At 33.2% G+C, this 24,007-nt stretch carries 25 protein-coding genes; 2 read left to right on the top strand and 23 right to left on the bottom strand.

Going from position 1 to position 24,007, the window contains the following annotated elements; all coding sequences use genetic code 11:
• Window positions 1-25: 25 nt before the first annotated feature.
• Entirely contained in the window at window positions 26-1,540 is a 1,515-nt protein-coding gene (locus ACIQZD_RS23355) for a hypothetical protein (RefSeq protein WP_402906837.1), read from the bottom strand.
• Between the two features lie 166 nt (window positions 1,541-1,706).
• Complete coding sequence (locus ACIQZD_RS23350) at window positions 1,707-3,215, bottom strand: zinc-ribbon domain-containing protein (RefSeq protein WP_402906835.1); 1,509 nt, start codon at window positions 3,213-3,215, stop codon at window positions 1,707-1,709.
• Between the two features lie 355 nt (window positions 3,216-3,570).
• Between ACIQZD_RS23350 and ACIQZD_RS23345 the strand changes: the two genes are divergently transcribed.
• Entirely contained in the window at window positions 3,571-4,704 is a 1,134-nt protein-coding gene (locus ACIQZD_RS23345) for a three-Cys-motif partner protein TcmP (protein WP_402906833.1), read from the top strand.
• A gap of 68 nt (window positions 4,705-4,772) precedes the next feature.
• Complete coding sequence (locus ACIQZD_RS23340; RefSeq protein WP_402906831.1) at window positions 4,773-5,495, top strand: DUF5131 family protein; 723 nt, start codon at window positions 4,773-4,775, stop codon at window positions 5,493-5,495.
• A 307-nt stretch (window positions 5,496-5,802) separates the two neighbouring features.
• On the opposite strand, the gene ACIQZD_RS23335 is transcribed toward ACIQZD_RS23340, so the two are convergent.
• The 21 genes from ACIQZD_RS23335 to ACIQZD_RS23235 form a co-directional block, all read right to left on the bottom strand.
• A complete protein-coding gene (locus ACIQZD_RS23335; RefSeq protein ID WP_402906829.1) occupies window positions 5,803-5,985 on the bottom strand; it encodes a hypothetical protein in 183 nt (60 codons plus the stop codon).
• A gap of 530 nt (window positions 5,986-6,515) precedes the next feature.
• Window positions 6,516-6,782, bottom strand: coding sequence for a hypothetical protein (locus ACIQZD_RS23330; RefSeq protein WP_402906827.1), 267 nt, complete (start codon window positions 6,780-6,782; stop codon window positions 6,516-6,518).
• A gap of 56 nt (window positions 6,783-6,838) precedes the next feature.
• Complete coding sequence (locus ACIQZD_RS23325; RefSeq protein ID WP_402906825.1) at window positions 6,839-7,183, bottom strand: YolD-like family protein; 345 nt, start codon at window positions 7,181-7,183, stop codon at window positions 6,839-6,841.
• Between the two features lie 120 nt (window positions 7,184-7,303).
• Window positions 7,304-7,813, bottom strand: a complete 510-nt coding sequence (locus tag ACIQZD_RS23320; protein ID WP_402906823.1) for a DinB family protein — start codon at window positions 7,811-7,813, stop codon at window positions 7,304-7,306.
• A 398-nt stretch (window positions 7,814-8,211) separates the two neighbouring features.
• Window positions 8,212-8,607: a hypothetical protein gene (locus tag ACIQZD_RS23315; RefSeq protein ID WP_402906821.1), complete on the bottom strand. Its 396-nt coding sequence runs from the start codon at window positions 8,605-8,607 to the stop codon at window positions 8,212-8,214.
• A 228-nt stretch (window positions 8,608-8,835) separates the two neighbouring features.
• Window positions 8,836-9,249, bottom strand: a complete 414-nt coding sequence (locus tag ACIQZD_RS23310; RefSeq protein ID WP_402906819.1) for a hypothetical protein — start codon at window positions 9,247-9,249, stop codon at window positions 8,836-8,838.
• 258 nt (window positions 9,250-9,507) lie between these two features.
• Window positions 9,508-9,813 (bottom strand): hypothetical protein, encoded by a 306-nt coding sequence (locus ACIQZD_RS23305; protein WP_402906817.1) that lies wholly within the window; start codon window positions 9,811-9,813, stop codon window positions 9,508-9,510.
• A gap of 66 nt (window positions 9,814-9,879) precedes the next feature.
• A complete protein-coding gene (locus tag ACIQZD_RS23300; protein ID WP_402906815.1) occupies window positions 9,880-10,374 on the bottom strand; it encodes a helix-turn-helix transcriptional regulator in 495 nt (164 codons plus the stop codon).
• Window positions 10,375-10,974: 600 nt separating this feature from the next.
• A complete protein-coding gene (locus tag ACIQZD_RS23295; protein WP_318687874.1) occupies window positions 10,975-11,253 on the bottom strand; it encodes a DUF3784 domain-containing protein in 279 nt (92 codons plus the stop codon).
• Between the two features lie 46 nt (window positions 11,254-11,299).
• A complete protein-coding gene (locus tag ACIQZD_RS23290) occupies window positions 11,300-11,671 on the bottom strand; it encodes a hypothetical protein (RefSeq protein ID WP_318687872.1) in 372 nt (123 codons plus the stop codon).
• Window positions 11,672-11,694: 23 nt separating this feature from the next.
• The gene (locus tag ACIQZD_RS23285; RefSeq protein WP_176474334.1) at window positions 11,695-11,907 is read right to left on the bottom strand and encodes a helix-turn-helix transcriptional regulator; all 213 of its coding nucleotides are present in this window, start codon (window positions 11,905-11,907) and stop codon (window positions 11,695-11,697) included.
• 291 nt (window positions 11,908-12,198) lie between these two features.
• Window positions 12,199-12,819, bottom strand: a complete 621-nt coding sequence (locus ACIQZD_RS23280) for a class I SAM-dependent methyltransferase (RefSeq protein WP_402906811.1) — start codon at window positions 12,817-12,819, stop codon at window positions 12,199-12,201.
• 160 nt (window positions 12,820-12,979) lie between these two features.
• Complete coding sequence (locus tag ACIQZD_RS23275; protein WP_402906809.1) at window positions 12,980-13,162, bottom strand: hypothetical protein; 183 nt, start codon at window positions 13,160-13,162, stop codon at window positions 12,980-12,982.
• A 181-nt stretch (window positions 13,163-13,343) separates the two neighbouring features.
• Window positions 13,344-13,796: a GNAT family N-acetyltransferase gene (locus ACIQZD_RS23270; protein WP_402906807.1), complete on the bottom strand. Its 453-nt coding sequence runs from the start codon at window positions 13,794-13,796 to the stop codon at window positions 13,344-13,346.
• A gap of 39 nt (window positions 13,797-13,835) precedes the next feature.
• Window positions 13,836-14,411 carry a histidine phosphatase family protein gene (locus ACIQZD_RS23265; RefSeq protein WP_402906805.1) on the bottom strand — a complete coding sequence of 192 codons (576 nt, stop codon included), beginning with the start codon at window positions 14,409-14,411 and terminating at the stop codon, window positions 13,836-13,838.
• Between the two features lie 62 nt (window positions 14,412-14,473).
• Window positions 14,474-15,403: an aminoglycoside phosphotransferase family protein gene (locus tag ACIQZD_RS23260; RefSeq protein ID WP_402906803.1), complete on the bottom strand. Its 930-nt coding sequence runs from the start codon at window positions 15,401-15,403 to the stop codon at window positions 14,474-14,476.
• Between the two features lie 984 nt (window positions 15,404-16,387).
• The gene (locus ACIQZD_RS23255; protein WP_402906801.1) at window positions 16,388-17,491 is read right to left on the bottom strand and encodes a spore germination protein; all 1,104 of its coding nucleotides are present in this window, start codon (window positions 17,489-17,491) and stop codon (window positions 16,388-16,390) included.
• 559 nt (window positions 17,492-18,050) lie between these two features.
• Window positions 18,051-20,270 (bottom strand): MMPL family transporter, encoded by a 2,220-nt coding sequence (locus ACIQZD_RS23250; RefSeq protein WP_402906799.1) that lies wholly within the window; start codon window positions 20,268-20,270, stop codon window positions 18,051-18,053.
• Between the two features lie 132 nt (window positions 20,271-20,402).
• Window positions 20,403-21,047 (bottom strand): response regulator, encoded by a 645-nt coding sequence (locus ACIQZD_RS23245; RefSeq protein ID WP_402906797.1) that lies wholly within the window; start codon window positions 21,045-21,047, stop codon window positions 20,403-20,405.
• Window positions 21,044-22,141: a sensor histidine kinase gene (locus ACIQZD_RS23240; RefSeq protein WP_402906795.1), complete on the bottom strand. Its 1,098-nt coding sequence runs from the start codon at window positions 22,139-22,141 to the stop codon at window positions 21,044-21,046. Before ACIQZD_RS23240 ends, ACIQZD_RS23245 begins: the two co-directional genes overlap by 4 nt.
• 489 nt (window positions 22,142-22,630) lie before the next feature.
• Complete coding sequence (locus ACIQZD_RS23235) at window positions 22,631-23,500, bottom strand: hypothetical protein (RefSeq protein WP_402906793.1); 870 nt, start codon at window positions 23,498-23,500, stop codon at window positions 22,631-22,633.
• Window positions 23,501-24,007: the final 507 nt, after the last annotated feature.

The following is a 24,007-nucleotide window of genomic DNA, read 5'->3' as shown; positions in this document are numbered from 1 at the left end:
AGAATTCCGCGGTAATAATTTTACCTTAACCGTATTTTATCACATTGATTTTAACATTGTCAATTACAAACATTTCAAATCCTTCTCCATAATTTGTGCTATTTTTCAAAAAATGTTCTCTAAAATTTTTCAAAAGAAAAAGGTCTGTACTATTCATTCCTTCTTCAAATTCACTTGGTAAATGACTCTCTTCTTTACCTTTTATTAACGATTTAAGATAGTTTAAAAATTCTTTTGTACTCTTACTTAGTTTTCTGGGCTCACTTTTTTGTTGTCGTTTATTTATTTCCTTTTTCAGGCTCATACTCTGTTTAGTTTGAGCAAATAATTCATGTATTATAAAACTATTTTGGTCCACTAAAAACATACCTTTGGTATAAAAATGTTGGCTTTTAGATAAATTAAATTTCCCGTTATTATTTATAAATTTAAAATCATCGACATCACCAAAGAAATTGGAAGCTATTAATTCTCTAGCCATCCCTCTCCCTCTTTCTGTATAAAAAGCATTATAAAACAAAAGAACAGAAACTGAATCCGGTATTTGAGCTCGAAGCAATCCTATCTGTTGTTTATATTCTGGGCTATCTTCACCAAAATATTGATTTATAAGCTTAATCGTACGATGAGTAGTTCTAAAAAAGTGCCCCAATTTTTGATATTTCAGATTGAAAAGAACATCACATACTCTAAAAACATCATCATATGATAAAAATTCTGATGCATAGTCACGCTTGGCATTTTCTTTAATCATATCGGAAAGTATACTTCTCTCGGGTTTCAAAATTGTATCCGAATAAAAAGAATGTTTTTTCAAACTTTTACCAATCCAGTCATTATTTAATTTATATACGTTGGGTTTATCTAAAATTCTGTACTTTATAGCGGGTTTACCGGATAAAGCATTTATAGTAACCCAAAGAGAACGCATATCTTTTATATCACTACTATTAATTAGACGAATTAACTCTTCTTTCTCTTTGTCAAGGGGTGTGTCTTTAGCAAAATTTAATTTATTTAGTTTTTCCAAAATTTCCATCTTATTTGACGAGTTATTACCGTTCAAATACTCAAATACAAAGTAAGCGCCCTTATTAACAAGTATATCCACTTTAGTATTTACCGATTTAAATTTAGACTCTAAATCTTTTAATATTTTCTGACTTTCAGTTAATAAGTCATGGTCACTAATAATATCGTTAGTGAATTTTATTAAGTCTAAAATACTTTGTCGTTTAGCACTTTTTTCACTATTAGATGTATTATATGTTGCAATTACTACTGAAAATGCCGTTATAAAACTACCAATCAATGGAATGGTAATTTTAATAATATCATCTGTACGACTACTTAAATCTCCAACTTTAGGAGTGAAATTGAAATATGCCATCACACCATACGTTAAAGCTCCTCCTAATAAAGCACCCGAAAAAGTTAAACTAACTAAAACCAATTTGGAAATTTTCATAGTATGTTTAATTTTAAAAATCCAAATAACTAATATTACCGATAAACATATTAACAAAAGATTAAATGACATTTCTCCCACCTCTAACATTATTCCAACTTTTAAATTATATTCCAAAATTAGATTTAGTTAAATCTTTTTTAAAATTCCGGTAATAAAATAGGATATTTTAAAACCCTTCCTCGGTTATCCGAGAAAGGGTTGAGTCGTTGATTCAAGCATTTTACCGTTTTGAAAATTAAGAAGAACTCCTAGCGTCTTTAGAACTATTTCTTTTAAAACTGTTTTTATAACAATTTGGACACCCACTACGATTACCATTTCTATTGTATATTCGTGCATCCCATTCGTGACTGCACTTTTTACATAACCACCAAACTTTAAAATGAGAGTTTGCAAAGTAATCTTGCGGGCCTTTTTCATTTTTAGTTGGATGCCATTCATTCGCAAGTGTATGATTTACATCAGCTAAATTATTAGTTGGACTTATCCTTCTATTTCCACAATATGGACAATTGTTACCTCCATTTGTTCTACTTGCAATTGTAGCAGACCATTGATGCCCATCAATACAAACCCAATTTACTTTTTCATGACTTGCAACTTTAAAATTTTCTGGTTTTAAATCCCCATTCTTATGGTAATCCCATTCTTTTAAAAGTGTGGGTCTAACATTGGCTAATGAATTTTCATATTCCCAACGATCCATTAAATCTATAATTGACACATTATCTCTTTCAATATTTATATCAGGACTATGTTTAATATGCTCCATACATATCTTTTCAAGACAAGTTTGAAATGATTTCATTGAATGATTTTTAAGATTATAAAAAAATGTATTTGGATTTGGTGATTTATATGCAGGGCATTCCGGTTCCCGAATTCTAATGAGCTTTGTATATGGCATTTTTTCTAGTAACGCAATGTCTTTTTTTATATCACGCTTAGAATCCTTATGATATATACCTCCGTCATACTCAATTACTAACTTTATCGATGGAATGTAAATATCCAAAACCATACTTGTGCCTAAAAGTAGTGTTTCCATTTCAACATCATCAAAAAGTTTATTAAAATAATAAAAGAGTGCATATGATTGTTTTGACACTTTCCTCGTTTTATTACACACTGGACACCCTGTTCCACCACTTGTCCGATGTTTTGGAGTTGTTTTCCACTCATGTCCCTTCTTACATCTCCATAAAACCTTAACCGAAGAACCAGGTGGGACATCTTCTGCAGTCTTACTTATATTCTCTATACATTCGACCCATTCAGATGCTATATGCGGATAGAGTTTAGCTAAACTGTTTGTTTCGTTAACTCTTAAACCACGACAATACGGGCATCCATTACTCCTTCTTTTTCTAGTCATTTGATTAATTGGCATATCAAACGAATGACCCTTTTCACAAATCCAATAATAGTTTTTATTGGAGCCTGCAAGCACTCCCTTAGGAGTAGATGGATTATTCCTCTCTTTATCCCACATAGCTACTAGGTCTGGTCTTTTACCTAATAATGAGCGTTCAAAACATACTTTTAACCCTTTGCAATATGGACACCCTGTTCCATTAGTTCTTGATGCTAATTTAGCCTTATAACTTGGATGTCCTTCTTTGCATTTCCACCATACATGCTGTCTTCCTTTTGGAGGAACATCACTTGGCTTTATATCACCGTTTAATTCATAGTCCCATTCATTGGCCAATTCTGGATAACCACTTGCTAGGCTCTTCTTCATTTATACCACTCCCAAAACATAGCTTCTTTTTTTATTCATATCCCAAATTTACAATAATAGACAATGGAGGATTGTTCTTACTTTTATTTTAACTCTACTTTAGATTCCCTCATCCGATTCTGAAAAATTAAGTGGATTAGTAAGCACTTCCTAAACTTTCTGAGAATTCTCCTTAATGAGTATCTCAACTCTTACTATTAGCTGTTCGGTCATTAGTAGACCTCCTTTAAAATTAGCTATTAAACCATGTCCTTATTCATAATTTAAATAAAATATGGATACCTACACCTAATTTGTAAAAATATAGTATAATTTTCTTATTGAATATTGAAATAACAGATAGGAGAGGATTAGTATGGCTGATGTTAATTTTTTTGTGGAACAAAGGGAACAATCAAGAATCAAAACTGCCATTCTCACTAAATATTTTGATGTTTGGACTAAAATAATTCTTCCGAGGTCAAACGGAAAGATAGCTTATGTCGATTTATTTAGTGGGCCAGGCAAGTTTAGTGATGGCAGCGTATCAACTCCACTTCTCATCTTAGAAAAGTGTATCAATGATGATAAGTTACGCAACAGTGTAGTTACAGTTTTTAACGATGCGCATCCTGATATTAGTCAGCAATTAAAGGATAACATTATGGATTTACCTCATTTAGGAACTTTAAAATTTAAGCCTCAAGTTCTAAATACTGAAGTTGGAGATGAGATTGCAGGTATTTTCTCTGCAAAAAAACTAATACCTATTCTTGCTTTTATTGACCCTTGGGGATATAAAGGATTAACAACCAAATTAATAAATGCACTCATAAAGGATTTTGGTTCGGACTGCATTTTCTTTTTTAATTATAATCGTATTAGCATGGGGATTAATAATCCGTTAGTTGTACAACATATGAACGCACTATTTGGAGAAGAAAGAGCAAACGAGATGCGTGTAAAACTTAAAGATTTGAGTTCTGAAGAGAAAGAAGCTTATATAGTTAACGAATTAGCCGAAGCTCTTTCTGATGAACATTCAAACTTAGTTTTACCTTTCCGTTTCTTAGATGAGAAAAAGAATAAAACAAGTCATTATTTAATCTTCGTCTCAAAGCATACACTTGGCTATACCATTATGAAGGATATCATGGTTAATGAAAGTACTATGAAGGATGATGGTGTGGCTAGTTTTTCTTACATACCTGTAAAACACATAGAGAAATATCAGAATGTTCAATTATCTCTCTTAGCACAATATGAGAGACCGCTAGATAGCTTAGGAAAAGAGTTAATAAGTATATTTAAAGGAAAAACATTGACTGTTAAACAGATTTTTGACCATCACCAAGTAGGTACCCCTTTTACTTCTGCTAACTTTAAAGAAGCTCTAAGGAGATTAGAAGATGAAGGTTATATTATTGCTGACCCTCCAGCTATAAAAAGGCCAAATAGGAATGGATTAAAAACAATGGGCGATAAAGTAAAGATCACCTTTTTAAAATAGAACGTTTGTTCTTGTAAAAACTTCCCAATGCTGTAGTATTAATGTATACTATGCCTAGGAGGGATAAAATGGCTGGTAATTCAAGTATTGAGTGGACTGAAGCAACTTGGAACCCTGTCACTGGTTGCAACAAGGTTTCAGATGGTTGTAAACACTGCTATGCAGAAAGAATGGCAAAACGCCTACATGCGATGGGTAACCCTAGATATGAAAATGAATTTAATGTGACACTTCACCATGATTTAATAGATGCGCCTAAAAAGTGGGTTAAACCTAAAAAAATTTTTGTTAACTCAATGTCAGATTTATTTCATGAGCAGATACCTTCTGAATTTATTCAACAGGTATTCAAGACCATGAATGAGACACCCCAACACTCCTATCAAGTTTTAACTAAACGGCCTGAAAGAGCTGTAGACCTTTCTGATCGGTTAAACTTCACCCCTAATATTTGGATGGGAACTAGTGTTGAGAACGTAAAAGTTATTAATAGGATTGAACTTTTAAAACAAGTGCCTGCAAAAGTTAGGTTTCTATCTTGCGAACCTTTACTTGGTCCACTTGATGACCTTAATTTAACCAGAATCCATTGGGTCATAGTTGGTGGGGAGTCTGGCCCAGGTGCAAGACCAATGGAAGCAGATTGGGTTAGATCAATCCGTGACCAATGCCAAACTCAAAAGGTAGCATTTTTCTTTAAACAATGGGGAGGCGTTCAGAAACATCGGTATGGTAGAGAATTAGATAATAGAACATATGATGAATACCCAAATGAAATCCTTGCTTATTAAAGTAAGGATTTCATTTTATCCATTTGGTGTGCCTCTATTACTAATTCAATTATCAAAACCTAAATTATAAAAAACCTTAATAATAAAAGAGGGTACATACCCTTTTGTCTTTATAACGCACCCGGTAGTTGTATAAAGTATCACTGGACATACAAAACCATCCAGACCTGGTTAGCTGAGCCGCTTAAACTTTCTCTATATTTTAGCCCCATTCCTTTTAGTTTTCTTCTGACGGTCATTAAAAGAACACATTTTAGAATATTCCAGATTCTAAACAAATTAAAAAAAGAATCTCTAAAGAGATTCATTAAGGAAAAAAATCTGCCAAATTAATTGGAGGATGTTTAGGTGTATCTTCTAATTTATCCACTAATTTTCCATTTTCATCAAAAATGTAAACGGATGGTTTCCAAGTCATCCAATCTTCGGATGCAGGAATCAAAAAATACGAACAGATAAGGATTAACGATAATTTTGATAAAATTTTCATTTACATCCCCCAATTTAATGTTTTTCTATATTTTACCTGAAGATATTGATCAATAGGCATATTAATTGCACATTTTTCACCTGTGACCTGAAATAATTGTATAAATTCACCACTTTACTAGTTTCAGTTTTATAGTGTATTAGATATAATAGATTAATAAACAAAAAAGCCTATTCACTTTGCCGGAAGTGGATAGACTTTTTCGAAATGGTGGTGAGCAAATGGATAAAGATACTGTAGTTGCAGTCTGTGCACTGCTATCAGTAATAGTTTCCATAATCGGACTTGTAGTATAAGTATACTGGCTTAAGGTGCGCCAACACCTTAAGCTTTTTTTTTATGTTAATATTAATATTAATGTTAATTACATTATGCGGTTTTTTTGGCCCACTTGCAAGTATTTACTGGAATACTAATATAGTTACACACTAATCCACTGTAACAGTCAGTTAAATTACTTGACCATATTGTCTTAACTCCACCTTAAAACGCAGTTGTAGTCCCTAAATTATATTTTTAATTGATTAATTTTAAAAAGGTAAATTATCCTTTATTATAGGGTGTACTTTTCTTACTAAATCTGTAATGTCATTTTCTCCGTTGTAAACAACACTAACAATTTGAAAGTCGTTTGGATAGCGAACAGAGTTTTTTATCTTTTGTATCCACTCATAAGCTGATATAGCAGCAGTCCATTCCGGTTCTTTTCTAAAGTCAGTTGTTATTACTGAACAACTTCCGGACTGTAAGAACTTAGCACCGTTCGCAAACAATTGAACCTCAATCTGAATTTCCATTTATATACTCCTAAATCTCTGTGCCTTTTCCTTCCTGAATTTTAAAAGGGCTTTTTTTAATCCTCAACGATCACACTAATAATTTCATTAAATTTAATTTTCTTGTAGGAACTATCTTTCTTCTGAATACTTAACTCTATCGTGACAGGATCAATATACACACAGAATCCATGCAGTTCAATTGGATCTCCCTCGTTATACAATCTAAAGCTTATCGGTAAATGATATTCCATTGCATAATGAATATTGTTTTCAAATTCTTCAACCTGGTATTCATCTAGGACAGGTTTTTTATTTAAGAAATAATCGTCCTTATCCTTTCTTTTTTGTAATGCTTTATGTTCTGGTAACATCAATGCTGCTTTCCATTTAATGATTCCTCTATCACGAATTGTACCCATTAGAAGGATCCCTCCTTTTCATTTATTATATACGAACTAGTGTTCCTGTAGGAAGGAGGAAAAAATGAAAGAACGGAAGCCGCGTTTTCCGCGCAGCTTCCGTCCCGATCTTCCGGACAACTAACTCAAATACCGATTTCGGATGACCCCCATGTGATGAATCTCGTGTCCTGCGATGCCGTACGCGAGGGCACGCGCCGTAATGCTTGCGTTGTTGGCTGTGCCTTTGCGGGACCACGCCTCCGCCGGTAACCCGCGCAGAAGTGTGATCGTCGATTGCCGTACGGCCCGGTAGTCTTCGGCCAATTGCGCGGTTGTCCAGCTTCCGAAAGGAGGCATGAACAATTCCTGGTCGAAACCGGACAGAGGCGTCTGGTCCCCTCTTGCGAACCGGAGCAGGCGGTAGGTCATGACGCGTTCTCCGTCTGCGATGTGGCCCACGACTTCTTTCAGCGTCCATTTTCCTTCCGCATACCGATACGCGCCATTGCTTTCGGTCAACGATGCCAGCAGCTCGGTCATTTGCTTTTCCTGGGCGAGCAGAATGTCGATGATGTTGCCATCCGGCACCAACCGGATATACTCTCCGAAGTCCCCGGCATATTCTTCTTCTGACGGTCTTTGATTCATGCGTAATCACCTCTCTATGGAGTTATAGAAAATTAAAATGCTCTTTCCAATGCTCTACCGCGATTTTTTTGCAAATTTCGTAATTTCGGCATGTATAATGAATTCGCGAAAGGATAAAACTTTCCTTCCAATAATTGTACGAAGACACAAAGATAAGTACATTGGGGACATGAATTTGAGTACATAGAGTTATTAATCCACTCAAAACCGCACCAATTCAATCTCTAACTGTTTTGAGATACAAAATCGAGTACATTATATACAGTCATATAAATTTATCTGTAAACACAAAGGGGAAGGCAATATATATACCCTCCCCTTTTTCGAACACAACTTATTTTTTTAATCTTCTTGATTATTTTTGTGATCCTTAATGAACTAACGCACCCGTTAGTTGATTAAGGATTATTTGGATTGCGATCAATAAACTCCTCGATTTCATGTTCTTTTAACCTATAGACAAGGTCGAAATAATCAAATTCTGAAAGGGCACCTTTTTTTCTCCACTTTTGCATTTCTTTATAGTGTAAACTTATAAAATAGCTTTCCACATCTCTTCTTGAAATACCCTGTTTCTTTGCCATTTCAGCAATAGAAAGACCCTCTTTCCAGTATTGGTCATATTCCTTCTTATTAACTTTTAGCAAATTATAGATTGGTTCATAATCATAGTGGAGTTGATAAATTACTTTCCCTTCTTGATTATTATTTTCTTCTGCTTGAACACTTTGTGAAAAAGTTAAAAATACTGCACTTAAAAGAAGTACTCTTTTCAAAGTTACCTTCAACACCATTTTAAAACCCCTCTTTTATATTAGTTCTTATTTATTGTGTGGGGTTCTATCTATTTTATGTCCCTTATTTTTAAAAAGTTGAATAGCCTACTTTATCTATCCTGCCTCTTTAGTTTCTTAAAAGAAAAAGCTGCATTAAAGACAGCTCTGATCTTCAGCTAACGCACCCGTTAGTTCATTAAGGCTTATTGTAGAGTTGGCACAAACTGCGAAATTATGAAACCTAATTTAATCAGCAACATATTTAGTTAGCTCATTCAATTCTTTGTCATTAATATACCGATGTTTGTATGCAATCACACTATATTTAGTATATTTTTCTCCTGGTATACGAATAGTCATTTGAATTAACTTAAATGGTGGGTTGCCGGGTCCCTCATATCCAATTACATGTAATGACACATCATATGTATCATTTTGAATATCTCTTGAAATTTTTTCAATTCTATTAAATGTGAATAATTGACGATCACCGTGTTTTTCCATAACTTCAAGAATGGTTCCACCAAGATATCTTAAAAAAGCTAATTCCATAATGGAAGGTGGCTTGTTTTGAGGAATTGTTTCAATTGTGTTTTTTGCTTCAGTAGCACTACTAGAAGAGATGAAAAGGATAAGAAAGATTAAGACTATTTTTTTCATTATAAAGTCTCCTTGTGAATTATTATCTTATTTTTCACAAGAAAATAGGTTCTATCCATAAAATTCTTTATTGCACATTTCGAATACACAATACTTGTTGAACTAACCTGCCCCTATAGTTCCATAAGAATAACGGTTAAACTTTTTTCAAATCGGTACGACTTTATTGTAAATTAAACACCTATAAGAATAAAGAAAGCCTACGATCCTTGCTATTTAAGGAAGTAGGCTTTCTTTTATTTCAGTTATTTTTTTTCTCTATTTTTTAAATGGAATTTTTGGTTCTTCGTCTTTATATCGAGAATAAGTCGTCGCTCCGTCGTTTTCCATATTAGAGCATTGGTCATTATCGCAAAAAAAGAGATAGGTCTGCTTATCAGTACGAACACTTACCTCAAAATAGTAGGGGAACATTCCCCCTTTATTTTTATCCATACTTCTATCAATAGCAATGATATTCTCTTTTTCTGCTATCTTTTTATAATCTTCACTCTCAACTGTTTTCAGCACCATTTCACTTAAAATAGCCTGTTCACTTTCGGACGGTTTATAGGCTTGTTCCAAAAAATACCATCTTCCAAATAAAACAAATTAATCCCTATACTGATTATCAATACTGTAACTAAAATCTTATTCTTCATATATCCCTATACCTTTGGCTATCTCGATAGTCCCCACCGCCTGTAATTCATTTAAACGACTTAAACTCTCTTCTTTATTAAAAGAACTATGCCAACGATAATCATATTGATCTAATATACGGTAATGGTTACTAATCAAATTTTGTTGCAAACGAAAATCCCCTCTATACTCGATTTCTTTCCACCATATCTTACCACCCATTGTTTTTTCTTTAGGCGTACCACCATTTTTGCTAGCAATTAACTGAACAAAATCAACTGGATTGTCACCAATTGATGATATCAACAATTGGCTATGATTAAACAAAGCACAAAATGCAACAACGGTGGTCCAATTGGCTTCTGTTCTTCTTTTTTCAATTTGAACTAGTGTTTTTTTTGAAATCCCTAGAATTTCAGACATCTTATCTTGAGAAAAACTTTGTTCTGTTCGGACAAGTTTCATTTTTTCTGATATTAAATTGATGAATTCTTCTTTTTCCATATATACTAAATACTCCTTTTTAGTGTAAATTTACACTAATAGTATTATTTTTCAATAAAAAAATACCCTTTTTGAATAAAAAGCAACTTTAAAACACGAAGAAAAAAGCAAGAAATAACCTTGCTCTAAATAAGTTTGAAATGGGAATATTTCTTAATTAACGCTTGCTGAACTAATGTACGAAGACACAAAGATGAGTACATTGGGGACATGAATTTGAGTACATAGAGTAATTAATCCACGCAAAACCGCACCAATTCAATCTCTAACTGTTTTGAGATACAAAATCGAGTACATTATATACAATCATATAAATTTATCTGTAAACACAAAGTGGAAGGCAATATCTATACCTTCCCCTTTTTCGAACACAACTTATTTTTTTAAAATTCTTGATTATTTTTGTGATCCTTAATGAACTAAAGCACCCGTTAGTTCATTAAGAAAAGCGATTCTTATTAAAGAATCGCGCCCGATTGTGGAAGATCACAATTTAAATTAGAGTTATTATTCATTAATTGAAACTGCAGAAATAAAAAAGAAACTAAAATGACATGCAAAAAAACAGGGAATATTTTGCATTATTTCTTCCTTTTTTTATTACTCAACCATCTTTGTATTTACATAGCCAAGTAGAATCACATAACCAATTATCATAATAGGAAATAATACTTGTGTATCTGGATGGTCAATAAAAGCTCCTATGAACATTACTATCCCCATTAGTAGGTTGTAAGAACCTATTAATTTTGCCAGTTTATCTTGGTCTTTTACACGTTTTTGATTAAAACCCGATAATAACCAAGTTTGCTTTTTCACTCCAACGAGATACGCTAAAATAAAAAGAACGATTGCTGTAACAATGAATATTTGATTCATTTTCTTACCTCCCTTAGTAAGTTTGTTTCAATTCTTGACTCTTTTTTTATCTCTTTCTTGCTATTAATGGGGCTATATAAAATGAAACAATAAATGTGATGGTTAGATAAATAATTAAATAATTCGCCTTAATCGAATGTGTGTTAAGAATTTGGTCTGAGATTAATAAGTAAACTAAGAGGGTTAAATTGGAAATTGAGAATGTCTGTAATGAATACTGTTTAATATTATCATTGACTCTTTCGTCATACTCGATTTCATCTTTAGCTTCTTGTTTTTTCAATCTAAGCCATTTAGCACTTCCAACGCCTACAAGAAGTCCCACTACTATCCCCCACTGAATTTGCCCCGTTATAAGGCTTACAATTGCAAAGCTCACAATCACACTGATAAGAATTGTTAAGAAATTTACTGGCATGGTTTTATCATCTCCTTTATAAGTTAGTCTTCTATCCAAAACAATTCATCTAATGGTCGTTCTAAATGTCTACTAATGATTAAGCATACTCGAATAGTGGGGTTATATTTTTGTGCTTCTATTAAATTCATTGTCTGTCGTGTTACGCCGACCAATTTTGCCAGTTCACCTTGAGTTAAATTACCTTTCTCGATACGGGCGACTTTTACCTTATTTTTCACTGTGAACTCCTTCAAATACTTTACCCACTCCTTTTATCCTTATATTTACATTGTAATATATATTTTACTTTTTATAAATATATATTACATATTTTATGAAAAAAAACCACATCCTTTTATGAGATGTAGTTATAGGAACTAAATAATGTTTCCCAAGATAAGCCTTATTCCATTAAATGGCCCAATTGTTGAATAAAGATAAGACAGCACTCTTCAACTATTCTGCCCCGTTAGTGCCATAAGAAAAAGGCTGCCGCAGCAACCCCTGTTAATGAACTATAGCACCCGTTAGTTGAAGAAACACAATTAACTATTTTTTTTACTAAGTATTATTTTTCTATACATTCCATTCATCATTACAGATTTATCTTCATCTATCGTTAAATGTGTATTATTATTACTGAACAGCTTTTCAAAATTCAATCCAATGTCTGTTCCTAATGCTTTAATTAGTGGCCTAAGAAGTTTTTTGGGTAAAGATAATTTATCTTTAGATACGAATTTATCAAAAATGAGTATTTTCCCTTCTTTTTTTAACACCCTCGATATTTCTGTGATGCACTTATCTGCATCAGGTACAACGGAAAGAATTAGACTGGCAACTACATAATCAAATGTTTCATTTTTAAACTCCATGTTTTGAGCATCCATTTCTAAGAACTTAATAGAGGAGTTCTTAAATTTTCCCCTTGCCCGATTTAGCATATCAGGTGAAAAATCAATTGCAATTATATTCAAATCCGATGAATTAATTAACTCCAAATCGGCACCTGTTCCTACACCAACAAATAAAACTTTTTGACCACTATTAAAAGGTATCTCCTGAAATATTTGTCTTCGAGCTTTTAAGAAAACACCGGAATTAAAAATTCTATCATAAAATGGAGACCAGATTCTATATACTACTCTATTCCAAGAATTATTCACTATTTTCCTCCCCTGAAGGTTTCTTATTGCGTTTATTTACTATTTCTTTCTAATTATTTGATTCCTCTAATGGAACTAACCTGCCCCGATAGTTCCATAAAGAAAAAGCTGCCTTAAAAACAGCTCTGATCTTCAGCTAACCCACCTGTTAGCTTAACAACTATTCTTTATCTCGGTGCATCAAATTTAATTGGAAGAAAACAGCACTCAATAAAGCTATTATCATTCCTAACATTGCAGCATAGCCAGAAAATACTTCATTTCCCTCGATAACACTACAAATAACTATTCCACCAATTCCACCGAAAACTAATATTAATAACCAAACAACTAAAGATGCCATTTTATCCCCCTGTACTTTTTATCTGCATATCATATTTTACCATTTCTTATTCAACTATCCTGCCCCGTTAGTGCCATAAGAAAAAGGCTGCCTCAGCAACCTTCCTTATTGAAGTAAAGCACCCGTTAGTTCATTAAGAAAAGCGATTATTGAATAATCACTAACCTGAAACATGATTATTTTAGTTATTGCTCTCATAAATTCTTGAACTACTTCCCCAAGGATGGTATCCGTCACCTATATAAGTAAATCCGTATTTTTCATAGTATCCAATGTGGTCAGTACAAAGGAAAACTTTATTGAATCCTGCTTTTTCGGCATCAGCTTTAGCACGTTTAAGTAGCTCTTTGCCTAAAGACCTGCCACGATAACTATTTTCAATATAAAGGGCACATATCCAAGGCCATAAATCCATACGACTAATAAAATCATTGCTAATAAGACCTGCGCAGCCAATAACTTCACCATAATCCTCCATTAAATACCAAATAGGAAATGGACTATCCGTTGTTATGCTGTGTGTAATACAGTCCTCATATACTTTCATACTGTTTTCGTTTGCCCATTTGCACTGAAAATATTTTATTGCTTTTTCTTTGTACTCTGGATGTTCTCTAACGCTAATAATTTGCATAAGACTTTCCCTTCGGGTATCTTATTAGCGCGATACTTACTAGAGGATCACGCTACACCCATTCATTTTATCTTCATCCCATATACGTTCCAAGATCACTTCATTATTAATACAGTTTATTTGAAAAACGTCAGGATTACTAAGATTTCCCCAACACTCGAAATCAAAGTCACGATTATAATTCTTTAAAAGTAAGGATATTATATTTCCGTGACTCACGATTACTGTGTTTTCAGTCCCACTTTTAAAGACTTCTTCTACAACATCTACGATTCGATTCATCGCTTCTTGACTTGACTCTCCTCCTTCAAATTTTAATTCCATATCATTAAATGTTGCTTTTAGTTTTTCATACCAATCAGGTAAGTCCGTTGTGCTTAGTGTTCGTTCTGAGAGGCGTTCATCAATCTCTATTTTAATATTTGTTTTCTCACTTAATGGTTCTACTGATTGAATAGCACGCAAAAAGGGACTCGATATTATTCGATCAATTTTTGCATTACTGAAGAAATCAACTAAATATTTCGCTTGTTTCGAACCTTTTTCTGTTAATTGAGATTCCGAAGGTTGCCCCTGTGCTTCGCAATGTCTGACAATGTAAATCTTCTTTAGCATACAGATCCCCCACATAAGTAGTAAATACTAGTTTCTATATTTGTCTGTAATTTTCCAATCCGTTAGTTTAATAACAGATTTGGTTCATACCATGTTGGCTTTAGTATCTCAAAATCTTTGTGGTCTTCCAAAACAACGTATAATCGTGTTATCATTTCATCTAATTGTTCTGGTGCAAACCGTAAAGACCATACTACAGATGAAAAGATAACCATTCCAACATAGATAGAATAATGCAACCAAAAATCATCGGGAACATTATTATCAAAATATCCTTCAATTTGTCCAATTGAAAATGGAACACTTAATTCTCTTTGAAATAATGCTACTTTTACAAAGTCATGAAGTGGGTCTCCCCAATCAAAATTATTAAAATCAATTACGCCAGCATATTGCTTATCCTTCACAATGATATTTTCGAGATGATAATCATCATGCTGAAAGTGATTAGAGCGATTTTTTATATGCTGCTTATTCTTCTCAATAAAATCAATAATCTTTTCATCATTTTTAATCTTTATACCACAAGATTTATATACATCTAGGTATCTATAATGCTTTTCCATTGCTCGGTCATACCAAGTTTTAACTTTTGAAGGTGCTTCATATAAATGCATCCTAGATAGTTGTATACCTGCTTCCAATCCAATTTTATATTGTTCATGCTCTGTAAGAGTATGTATTGCCTCTTTTGCATCTACACCATCAATATAAGAATAAATATTATAGCAGGAGTTCAATTCATCAATAATACCTATATCAATCGGCTTTGGCGATTGAACATTAAACTGTTGCATTTTGTTCAATATTTCAAACTCTGTCTTCTTCTTTTCATAACCCTCTATATCACCTACTCGTAACAATAATTTTTTATCATCAACATAAACTACATATTTTTTATCAGGAGAGAACCCTTTAGATAGCCTTTCAATTCTGGTAGCCTTTTGTAACAAATTTATCCTTTCTTGAAGATTTTGTATAATTTCACTCATAATAGACCTCCATTATTTCTTTTATATTTGTTTTTCTATTACACTAACAAATGACCTTTTAAGAGAAGGTTTTTAATTTCTATTCTTGTTTAACAATCCTGCCTCGATAGTTGCATAACAAAAAGCTGCCTTAAAGACAGCCCCGATCTTGCTGATATTTCAACATGGTCTAAATAGTGTTTTATTCATTAAGTAAAACAGACAATTAATGAAAAGATTATGGCTAATATTGCATCTTGTCTCGTAGTTGTTCTTATCAGTGGCATCCAGCTTATCTTACCCATTTGGCTAACAAGCCTTGCAATAATAAAAAAGATAACAAAAAAACTTAAAAACGTTCCAACCATAATATCACCTTGCTTCATTTTTCTTTTATTGTAATATTCATATTCAACTATCCTGCCCCGTTAGTGAAAAAGCTGTCTTAAAGACAGCTCTGATCTTCAGCTAACGCACCTGTTAGTACATTAAAGCATAGTTTATTATTTGTGATTTTTTAATATTCGAACCTCTTCTTCTAGTTTATCTATTTTTTGTTGAAGTTCTTTTTTCGGTTTCACTAGTTTTCTTAGTAAAAACAATACTAATATTACGAAAAGAAAAGATAGAATTAATCCTGGAATACCTATATTACTCAACAAATACACACCGCCCAATTAATATCATTAACCAAATTTTAGTTTTTTTTTATAAAAATAGTCAATAATTTCGGTTCGACTAAGCTACGCTTAATGAACTAACCTGCCCCGATAGTTCCATAATAAAAAGTTGCCTTAAAGACAGCTCCGATCTTCAGCTAACGCACCCGTTAGTTCATTAAGAAAAGCGAACCTTATTCAAGAATCGCGCCCGATTGCGGAATAAAAAATATCTTGTCTGCCTATTTTACATGAAAATGGTTATCGGAAGTCGCTTTATTAGAAATCTATGGTAAGAGATAGGAGAAAAAGAACCAACAGTGAAACCAAAAGAAACCGTAAATTGTTATGACTTTTCTTCATGTTTTCTAACCTTCCATCGCCAGACCATTAGAAGCACCAGTGGCAGTAAACCGAATAAATACAACGCGACATTGCCCTGTAAATCCCCTAATTTAAACATGTCATTGATATTTTTCGGAATCATGGCAGTGATGTAGATTACCGGAAGCAAGCCATACATAAATGGGCGAATGCTCTTTTTGAAGAGTTGAGCCAGTCCTAAAGCAGCACCATAGTAGAAGATTGTAAAGGCAGAAAACATTTGCATAATCCATATTACGAGCAACAAAGTCTCATATCGTTCAAAGATCAAACCGGTGACTTCAAAACTTCGTATTAGATCAAGTGTCGGCCATGTTCTCGTGACCACTCCATCAACAGATAATGATCCGATAACCATGACGACCGTTAGCAAATAAAAAATCAACGGTATAGCAATTCCAATTATAACGGCTTTTACTGCTTTCTTTGGTTCTTTCATAAATGGCAAAAGGAACAAAATGGTTTCAAAACCAGTGTATGATAGACCAGTTGTCTGTACTCCTTTTAGTACCGGTATCACGCCCAGCCCTAGGACCGGGCGTAGATTATCAATTTCAAATAGTTTGAAGCTCATAAAGATAACAATTATAAAAAAGATGACGGTAATAGGCAAGATTATCTCAAACATTCGGGCGATCGGATTTATTCCGCCAATGATCAGATACAGACCTACCCACATAAATAACATAATGATTGCCCAGGCAGGGGTGCCTTCCAACAATAAATATGTCAATACTTCTGCTAGCGCTCGGACTTGAAACCCACAAGCTGTGAAAAAATAACATACAATAAGCAGACTAATTAACCTTCCAACCCATTTTCCAACAATTTCTTGACTGTATTCATAAAAGGTTTTTCCGGGAAACTGTTGGCTTAATTTAACCATGATCACTCCTGCGATCATCGCGATCAGACCGCCTAAAATAACGCTGATCCATATATCTGGGGTTTTCACCTTCTCTACTGCAGTTCTGGGCAAGGTGAGGATTCCTACCCCGAATATAGCATTGGCAACAATAACAGTTACTTGGCCAGTCGTGATTCGGTCTTTAAAACTGTTAATCATTGCTGGTCACTTCCTTATTCACAATTTAGGGTTGCTACTTTCAAAAAGTTCATTACTTCTCATTTTTCCACGCTATTTCTTATAAACGGTACAATTTTATATTTCCAAAAAAGAACAAAAATTATGTATATATATGTATACATATTAGGATGATATAATATGTCCTAACAGAAGCTCCCTCTTACAAAAAACACCTTGGGATCTAAGAGGGTTCAACCTGTCACAATTTATTGTTTATGCAGGATTTTATCATTAATCAAAGTTTGCGCACACTCTAGCGCACCTGGTGGCTGTATAAAAAAGTGGGATTTTATGCAACTTCTTATTCAAGAAAATGGCCCAATTGTTGAATAAAGATCAAACAGTACTCTTCAACTATCCTGCCCCGTTAGTTGCATAAAGAAAAAGCTGCCTTAAAGACAGCTTCGCTCTTCAGCTAACGCACCTGTTAGTTTAAGTGAATATATTTACAAATGTTAATCAAACAATGTGCTTGAATTTTTAGTCCCTAATATATCGATCGAAGTTATTTTCTCTAATTATGTTCTAGAGTTAATAATTAATTGTCTTCCACCAATTTAGGTTTTTTATAATGTTTTTTCTCTCTTTGCATATCTTTTATGACTGATTCTCCTTCAATATCTATATTGGGTAAGATTTTATCCAACCACTTTGGCAAATACCAAGCCGAATTTCCTAATAAAGTCATTATGGCAGGAACTATAGCCATTCTCACAATAAAAGCGTCAAAGAGAACACCAAATGTAAGGGCTAACCCCATTGACTTTAAGATTGGATCTGGAGCCAGCATAAATCCAGCAAATACAGCCATCATTATTAGACCCGCAGCCGTAACTACTTTACCACTTTCTTTTATACCTACCAATATAGCTTTACGAGCATCCCCAGTATGTGTAAACTCTTCACGTATTCTACTTACTAAGAAAACTTCATAATCCATTGCTAGTCCAAACAGTATTCCTACAACAATAACCGGTAAAAAATTCAAGACAGGACTTGCGGTAGGGAATCCAAATAAATTGATTAGATTTCCATCTTGAATAACGAATACAACAAAGCCTAATGTGGCACCTAGAGAAAGGATAAACCCTAATACAGCCTTTAGAGGTACAAGGAGCGATCTGAACACAAGAACTAAAAGTATATACGCAAATCCTACAATTATTAAGGAAAATTTCAGAACTGCATCGTTTAATTTTTGCGAAATGTCTATGTTAACGGCTGTTGAACCTGTTACTAACAATTCTATATGATTTTCTTTTTTCATTTCTTTTGATTTATCTCTAATTTTTTGAACTAAGTTCTTTGTCTTAGAATCGTTAGGTCCGGTTTTTGGGATGATGGAAATCATGTATACTTTGCCAGACGGACTTGTGATTGCTGGACCCACACTTTTAACATTGGATATGTGACTTATCTCCTCCGTTGCCTCAATTATGGCTTTTTCATGATCCTTCGATTGCTTATCCACTTTAGCTACGACTACCAACGATGCATGATATCCTGGGCCGTAAGCTTCAGTCAGCAAATCATAGGCTCTTCTTTCGGTTGTTTCATCTGATTTTGTACTGTTGTCAGGCAATCCAAGTTCCATATGAAAAAAAGGAATACTTATAATTGAAAGCAAAACCACTCCAAATATAGTAACCAATATAGGACGTTTTGTAACAAACTCTCCCCACTTGTTAGATCCTTTTTGTTTTTTATCGCTTGATGATATTCTACTTAAAAATTGGTTTTTTCGAGAAGAACTAATTTTTGGTCCAATAATGCCTAATATAGCTGGTACTAAGATTATTGCGATAAGAATTGCAATTAATACACAGACCGCGGCTGAAACACCCATCATTGTTAAAAATGGAATGCCTGCAACGGATAACCCTAAAAGCCCTATAATGACAGTTATACCCGCAAATACAACAGCACTACCTGCGGTTGCAGTGGCTAGTGCAATCGATTCTTGAATAGAATGATTTTTTTCTACTTCCTGCCTAAATCTTACAATAATGAATAAAGCGTAATCGATTCCTACTGCAAGTCCTAGCATCGCTGCTAAAGAAAGCGATACAGAAGTAATATCAAAAAAGCTTGTTCCAATAATTATAGTCATTAATCCAATACCGATTCCTATTGCAGCTGTCATTATTGGCATTCCAGCAGCTAAGAACGAGGTAAGTGTAAGAGCCAATACCAAAAAGGCTATAATTACACCAATTACTTCTGTAACTCCACCAATTTCCATTTCTGAAAAAGCAACATTCCCAGCTAGTTCTGTCTGGAGATCTGCTTCACGTGTTTTTTCAATTTGTTCCAATATTTTCTCTTTCGAAGCTTCAGTGACTTTATCTGCAGCTACTTTGTACGTTACTGTAGCATATCCTATTTTTTTATTCTCACTTAAATTACCTAACTCATTTGGAGTTACTGTAGTTGCCACAGCATCGTCCTTCTTTATTTCATTTAGAGTTTCAGTAATCATCAGGTTTATTTTATCAGACTCTAATGTTTCATTTTTTGGAGCCTTAAATACCAATTGTACCTGTCCTCCTGCGGTATTTTCAGATGATTGAAATTCTTTATCAAGCAGTTCTCCAGCGTTAGCAGATTGTGTATTAGGTATAGACATATCTTCACTAAAAGATGGTCCCATTCTTAAAGCTATGATAGCTATCACCAAAAGAAATCCTATTGTACCACCTAATACTTTTTTTCTATTTTCTGCTGCCCAGTTGCCTAATTTATAAAGAAACTTTGCCATTTTTTTTCTCCTTCCGATTCTTAATAGAGCTTTTGTAAAGTTACTCACTAGATACAAACTTTATTTTAGACGAAAAAAGAAAAAAAAAAATCGTACGGATGGGCAAGCTCCAATGTACGAAAGGGCATAATTCTATATATTGATTAATCCTTGATTTAATGCAACAGTTACTGCTTCCATTCTATTAGATACATTAAGCTTATTAAAAATATTAGTTAAATGGGCCTTAACTGTTCTTTCTGCAATCCCCAAATCAAAAGCTATATCTTTATTTCGAAATCCTTTGGCTGCTGCTTGTAATATAAATAGCTCCTTTTCTGTTAAATTTGTTTTATGGGGAGTAACTTCAAGTTCTTTATTTTCTTTTTTGTTTATTATTTTCATCATAATCTCTGGTTGTATTAACGTTTCGCCTCTGATTGCTGAATCTATAGTGCGAAATAAGACTTCCCTGCTAGTATCCTTTAATAAGTATCCTTTTGCACCTAGCTCTATTCCTTTTAACATCAATTCATCTTCATTATAAGTAGTCAAGATAATGATAGGAATGGAAATTTTCTGATCATTAATCGCTTTAATTGTATCTAAACCACTCATAATTGGCATATTCAAATCCATCAAAATAACATCTGGACGTTGATTTTCAATAATCTGAAGAGCAATTTGACCATTTTCGGCTTCACCTAGAACATGGTATAAATCGTTTGTTTCTAAAATTAATTTCAATCCTTCCCTAACCACCATATGATCATCCACAATCAACACATTATATTTCATGAATACCCCTTTCCATTTAAAGGTACTTTCACATAAATGTTTGTACCCTCGTCATGATTACTCTGAATATTTATATGACCTCCAATTAGGCGAACACGTTCATGTAAGCCAAGTAAGCCATATTTACCAGGTTGTTTACCTATTAATTTATCCGAAAATCCTATTCCGTTATCTTCCATTGCTATATACAATAATTTATTTCCCTCATTTAGTGTAATTTTTGCTTTTGTAGCTTTTGAATGCTTAGCTATATTAGTTAAACCTTCACTTATGATATAAAGACTATGTTCGCGTATTAAATTATTTAATTTATAAATAGCCTGAATGTCATATTCTACTGGAATGGAAGTTGCTTCTGAAAATTTATTTATCTCATCAATTACTGCTTCTCTAAAATCTTTTTCGCCTAAAGATTTTAATCTTAAATTGTCAATAGCTACCCTTGAATCACGCAATGTCTTACGCGCATGTTCCATAGACATAAGAATGATTTCTTGAGATCGCACAGCATTCCCTTTTTGTAAATGTGACTCCACCGCCTCTAGTTGCATAATTAAACCTGCTAAACCTTGTGCTAATGTATCATGTAAATCTCTTGCCATCCTCTGCCGTTCATTTGACAAAGTTAGCTCTTCTACTTTTTTGTGTACGAATTCCAATTGATTCAAATAGTATTGCATACGAATTCTAGCATTAACCTGCCTATTGTAAATAATTGAGTAAAAACTCACAATTATCAGTATAAAAAAGAATATGGGGATAAACTTAGGCAATTCACTAATATCATAATTAATGATAATAGCTATGCAATATAGAATATAGAAAAGAGAAAAAACAAAAACGACTTTAAATGTTTGATGAAATATAGTTATGCTTTGAGCTATCAAAATTGGGAGCAAACCTACTAATAGTACAATTGATCCTTTCGGTAATATGAAAGATGCAATAAAAATAATCAAGCCTTGTATTATAAAATAATAAGTGTGCTTATTTTTAGTTAATGTATCTGAAAACCAATAAAGTAAAATATGAATGGCAATAATTATCGCAACTATAAAAAAAGGCATGAAAAGTGGCTTATTAATATATTGCAACACTATTGCACCTATATATACTAATGTTATCCATAATAGAATAGGGATCTTATTTACTATGAAAGAATCCGATATTGTATAAGAAAAATGGTTTTGATCGTTAAAATTATTCAGTTTATTCACCACATTTATTATTATTGGTATAGCAATTCTCATGAGTTGAAATTTTTATACATATTTATTATTAATTGTAGAGGAAAACAAATAAAAAGAAAATGTACAATGGGGCAACGGTATATGTACGATTGGGCAAATTCACTCACTTTTCTGTATTGCGAATAATATGTATAATTCTTGAATAACGGCACCTTACAAATTTCACCTAATTCACTACCTCCAAAAATGCCGTCCTCATTATATAACTTATAATAATGGAGGGGAAAATCCTTAAGGAACTAACCTGCCCCGTTAGTTCCTTAAGAAAGAGCTGCCTTTAAAGACAGCTCTGTTCTTCAGTTAACGCACCGTTAGTTCACTAAGAATCGCTATTTACATTGAAGGCAGATATATTCTCCATTCTTTCCAAGCTTTAAGATAGCCACTTAAGTCATGTGGGTGAACCCTAATACAAACGCCTATACGTGTGTATAATTGAAAAATAACTTCCTCCAAAAGCCTTTCTATATTAAAGGGGACATCTTGAGTCAATAATGAGAAAGATGACAACAGCGTCTCTAAATTTAAATCGTCTGGAGAAGAGCAAAAAGCATACGTAAAATCATAAATTTTTGGGCCGATTAAAGGCATAGGGTCAATAACCCCATTTAATTTGTTGCCCTTATATACAAAATTATGAACACCAGCATCTCCATGAAGGTAATACTTCTCTTCTTGATGTTCGTATGTTTTCAATTTATTAACCAATAACTCTACTTTTTTATGATCCTCACTTGGTAATAAATTGCCTATATCCTCTTGGGCGAATTCCAAACTACTTAAATTGAAGTCCGCCCATGAATTTCTATGTATTCCATTTACTCTTCCCCAGTTTTCTTTGTTTACTTTTTTGTATTTATTTAATAGTTCCTTAATTAAAATAGTCATCCATTCAATTTTAGAACCTCGATTAAAATGAGTTTCTCCAGAAACATAAGAGTATACTATAAATTCTTTTTTCTCGTCTGTATAAAGTACATTGGGCAACAAATTTACATCTTTATAAGTAAGGAGAAAAGCCTCTGTTGCAGCTATTAATTTAGGTTTGTCCATTTTAATCACATATTTTGGTATTCCGTTATTATGTAGAGTATATAGAACTCCATTTGTAGTACCACTTTTTAATTTCTTTATGTCTATATCATCATTTTTTATTATGCCTTGGTTTATAAGGCCATAAATAATTTCATTTATTTTCCCCATTTATTTAGTCCTCTCGATTAATTTTTGTAAGTCTTTATACTATGTAAGTTCGCTCTTCTTATGGAACTAACCTGCCCCTTTAGTTCATTAAGGAAAACCAAAATCAAGTATTGGATTACGGTTTATCATTTTTATAAACGGTACGACTTTATTTTAAAACTACAATTTATGAGTTAAAGCGAGTTTCTGACAAAAATAAAGAATAAAAAAACCTCGTTTTTTTAAACGGGGTTTTTTCATTACCTTAAGGTCCAAAAAACAATTGCGGAAGCATAGTCCATAAGGAGAACAACAACAATAAGATGGTTATTCCTGCCCAGTAAACGGAGCTAACACCCTTTCGTTCCATAATAAACGAAACTACAAATAAACCTATTATAATACCATGGAATAAAGGATCTCCCCCATTTTTCACGATATGAAAAACCTGTACTACAATGATTATAAGTCCTGCTAATATGTTGAACAAACCCGATTTTTTCAATTCCCCACCCTTTCTAATTGCAA

Origin of the sequence: Peribacillus sp. NPDC096447, assembly GCF_044762725.1 — a bacterium.
Taxonomy (GTDB): domain Bacteria; phylum Bacillota; class Bacilli; order Bacillales; family DSM-1321; genus Peribacillus.
Note: the sequence above shows the minus strand (reverse complement) of the source record. Positions and strands in the feature narration are given on the sequence as shown.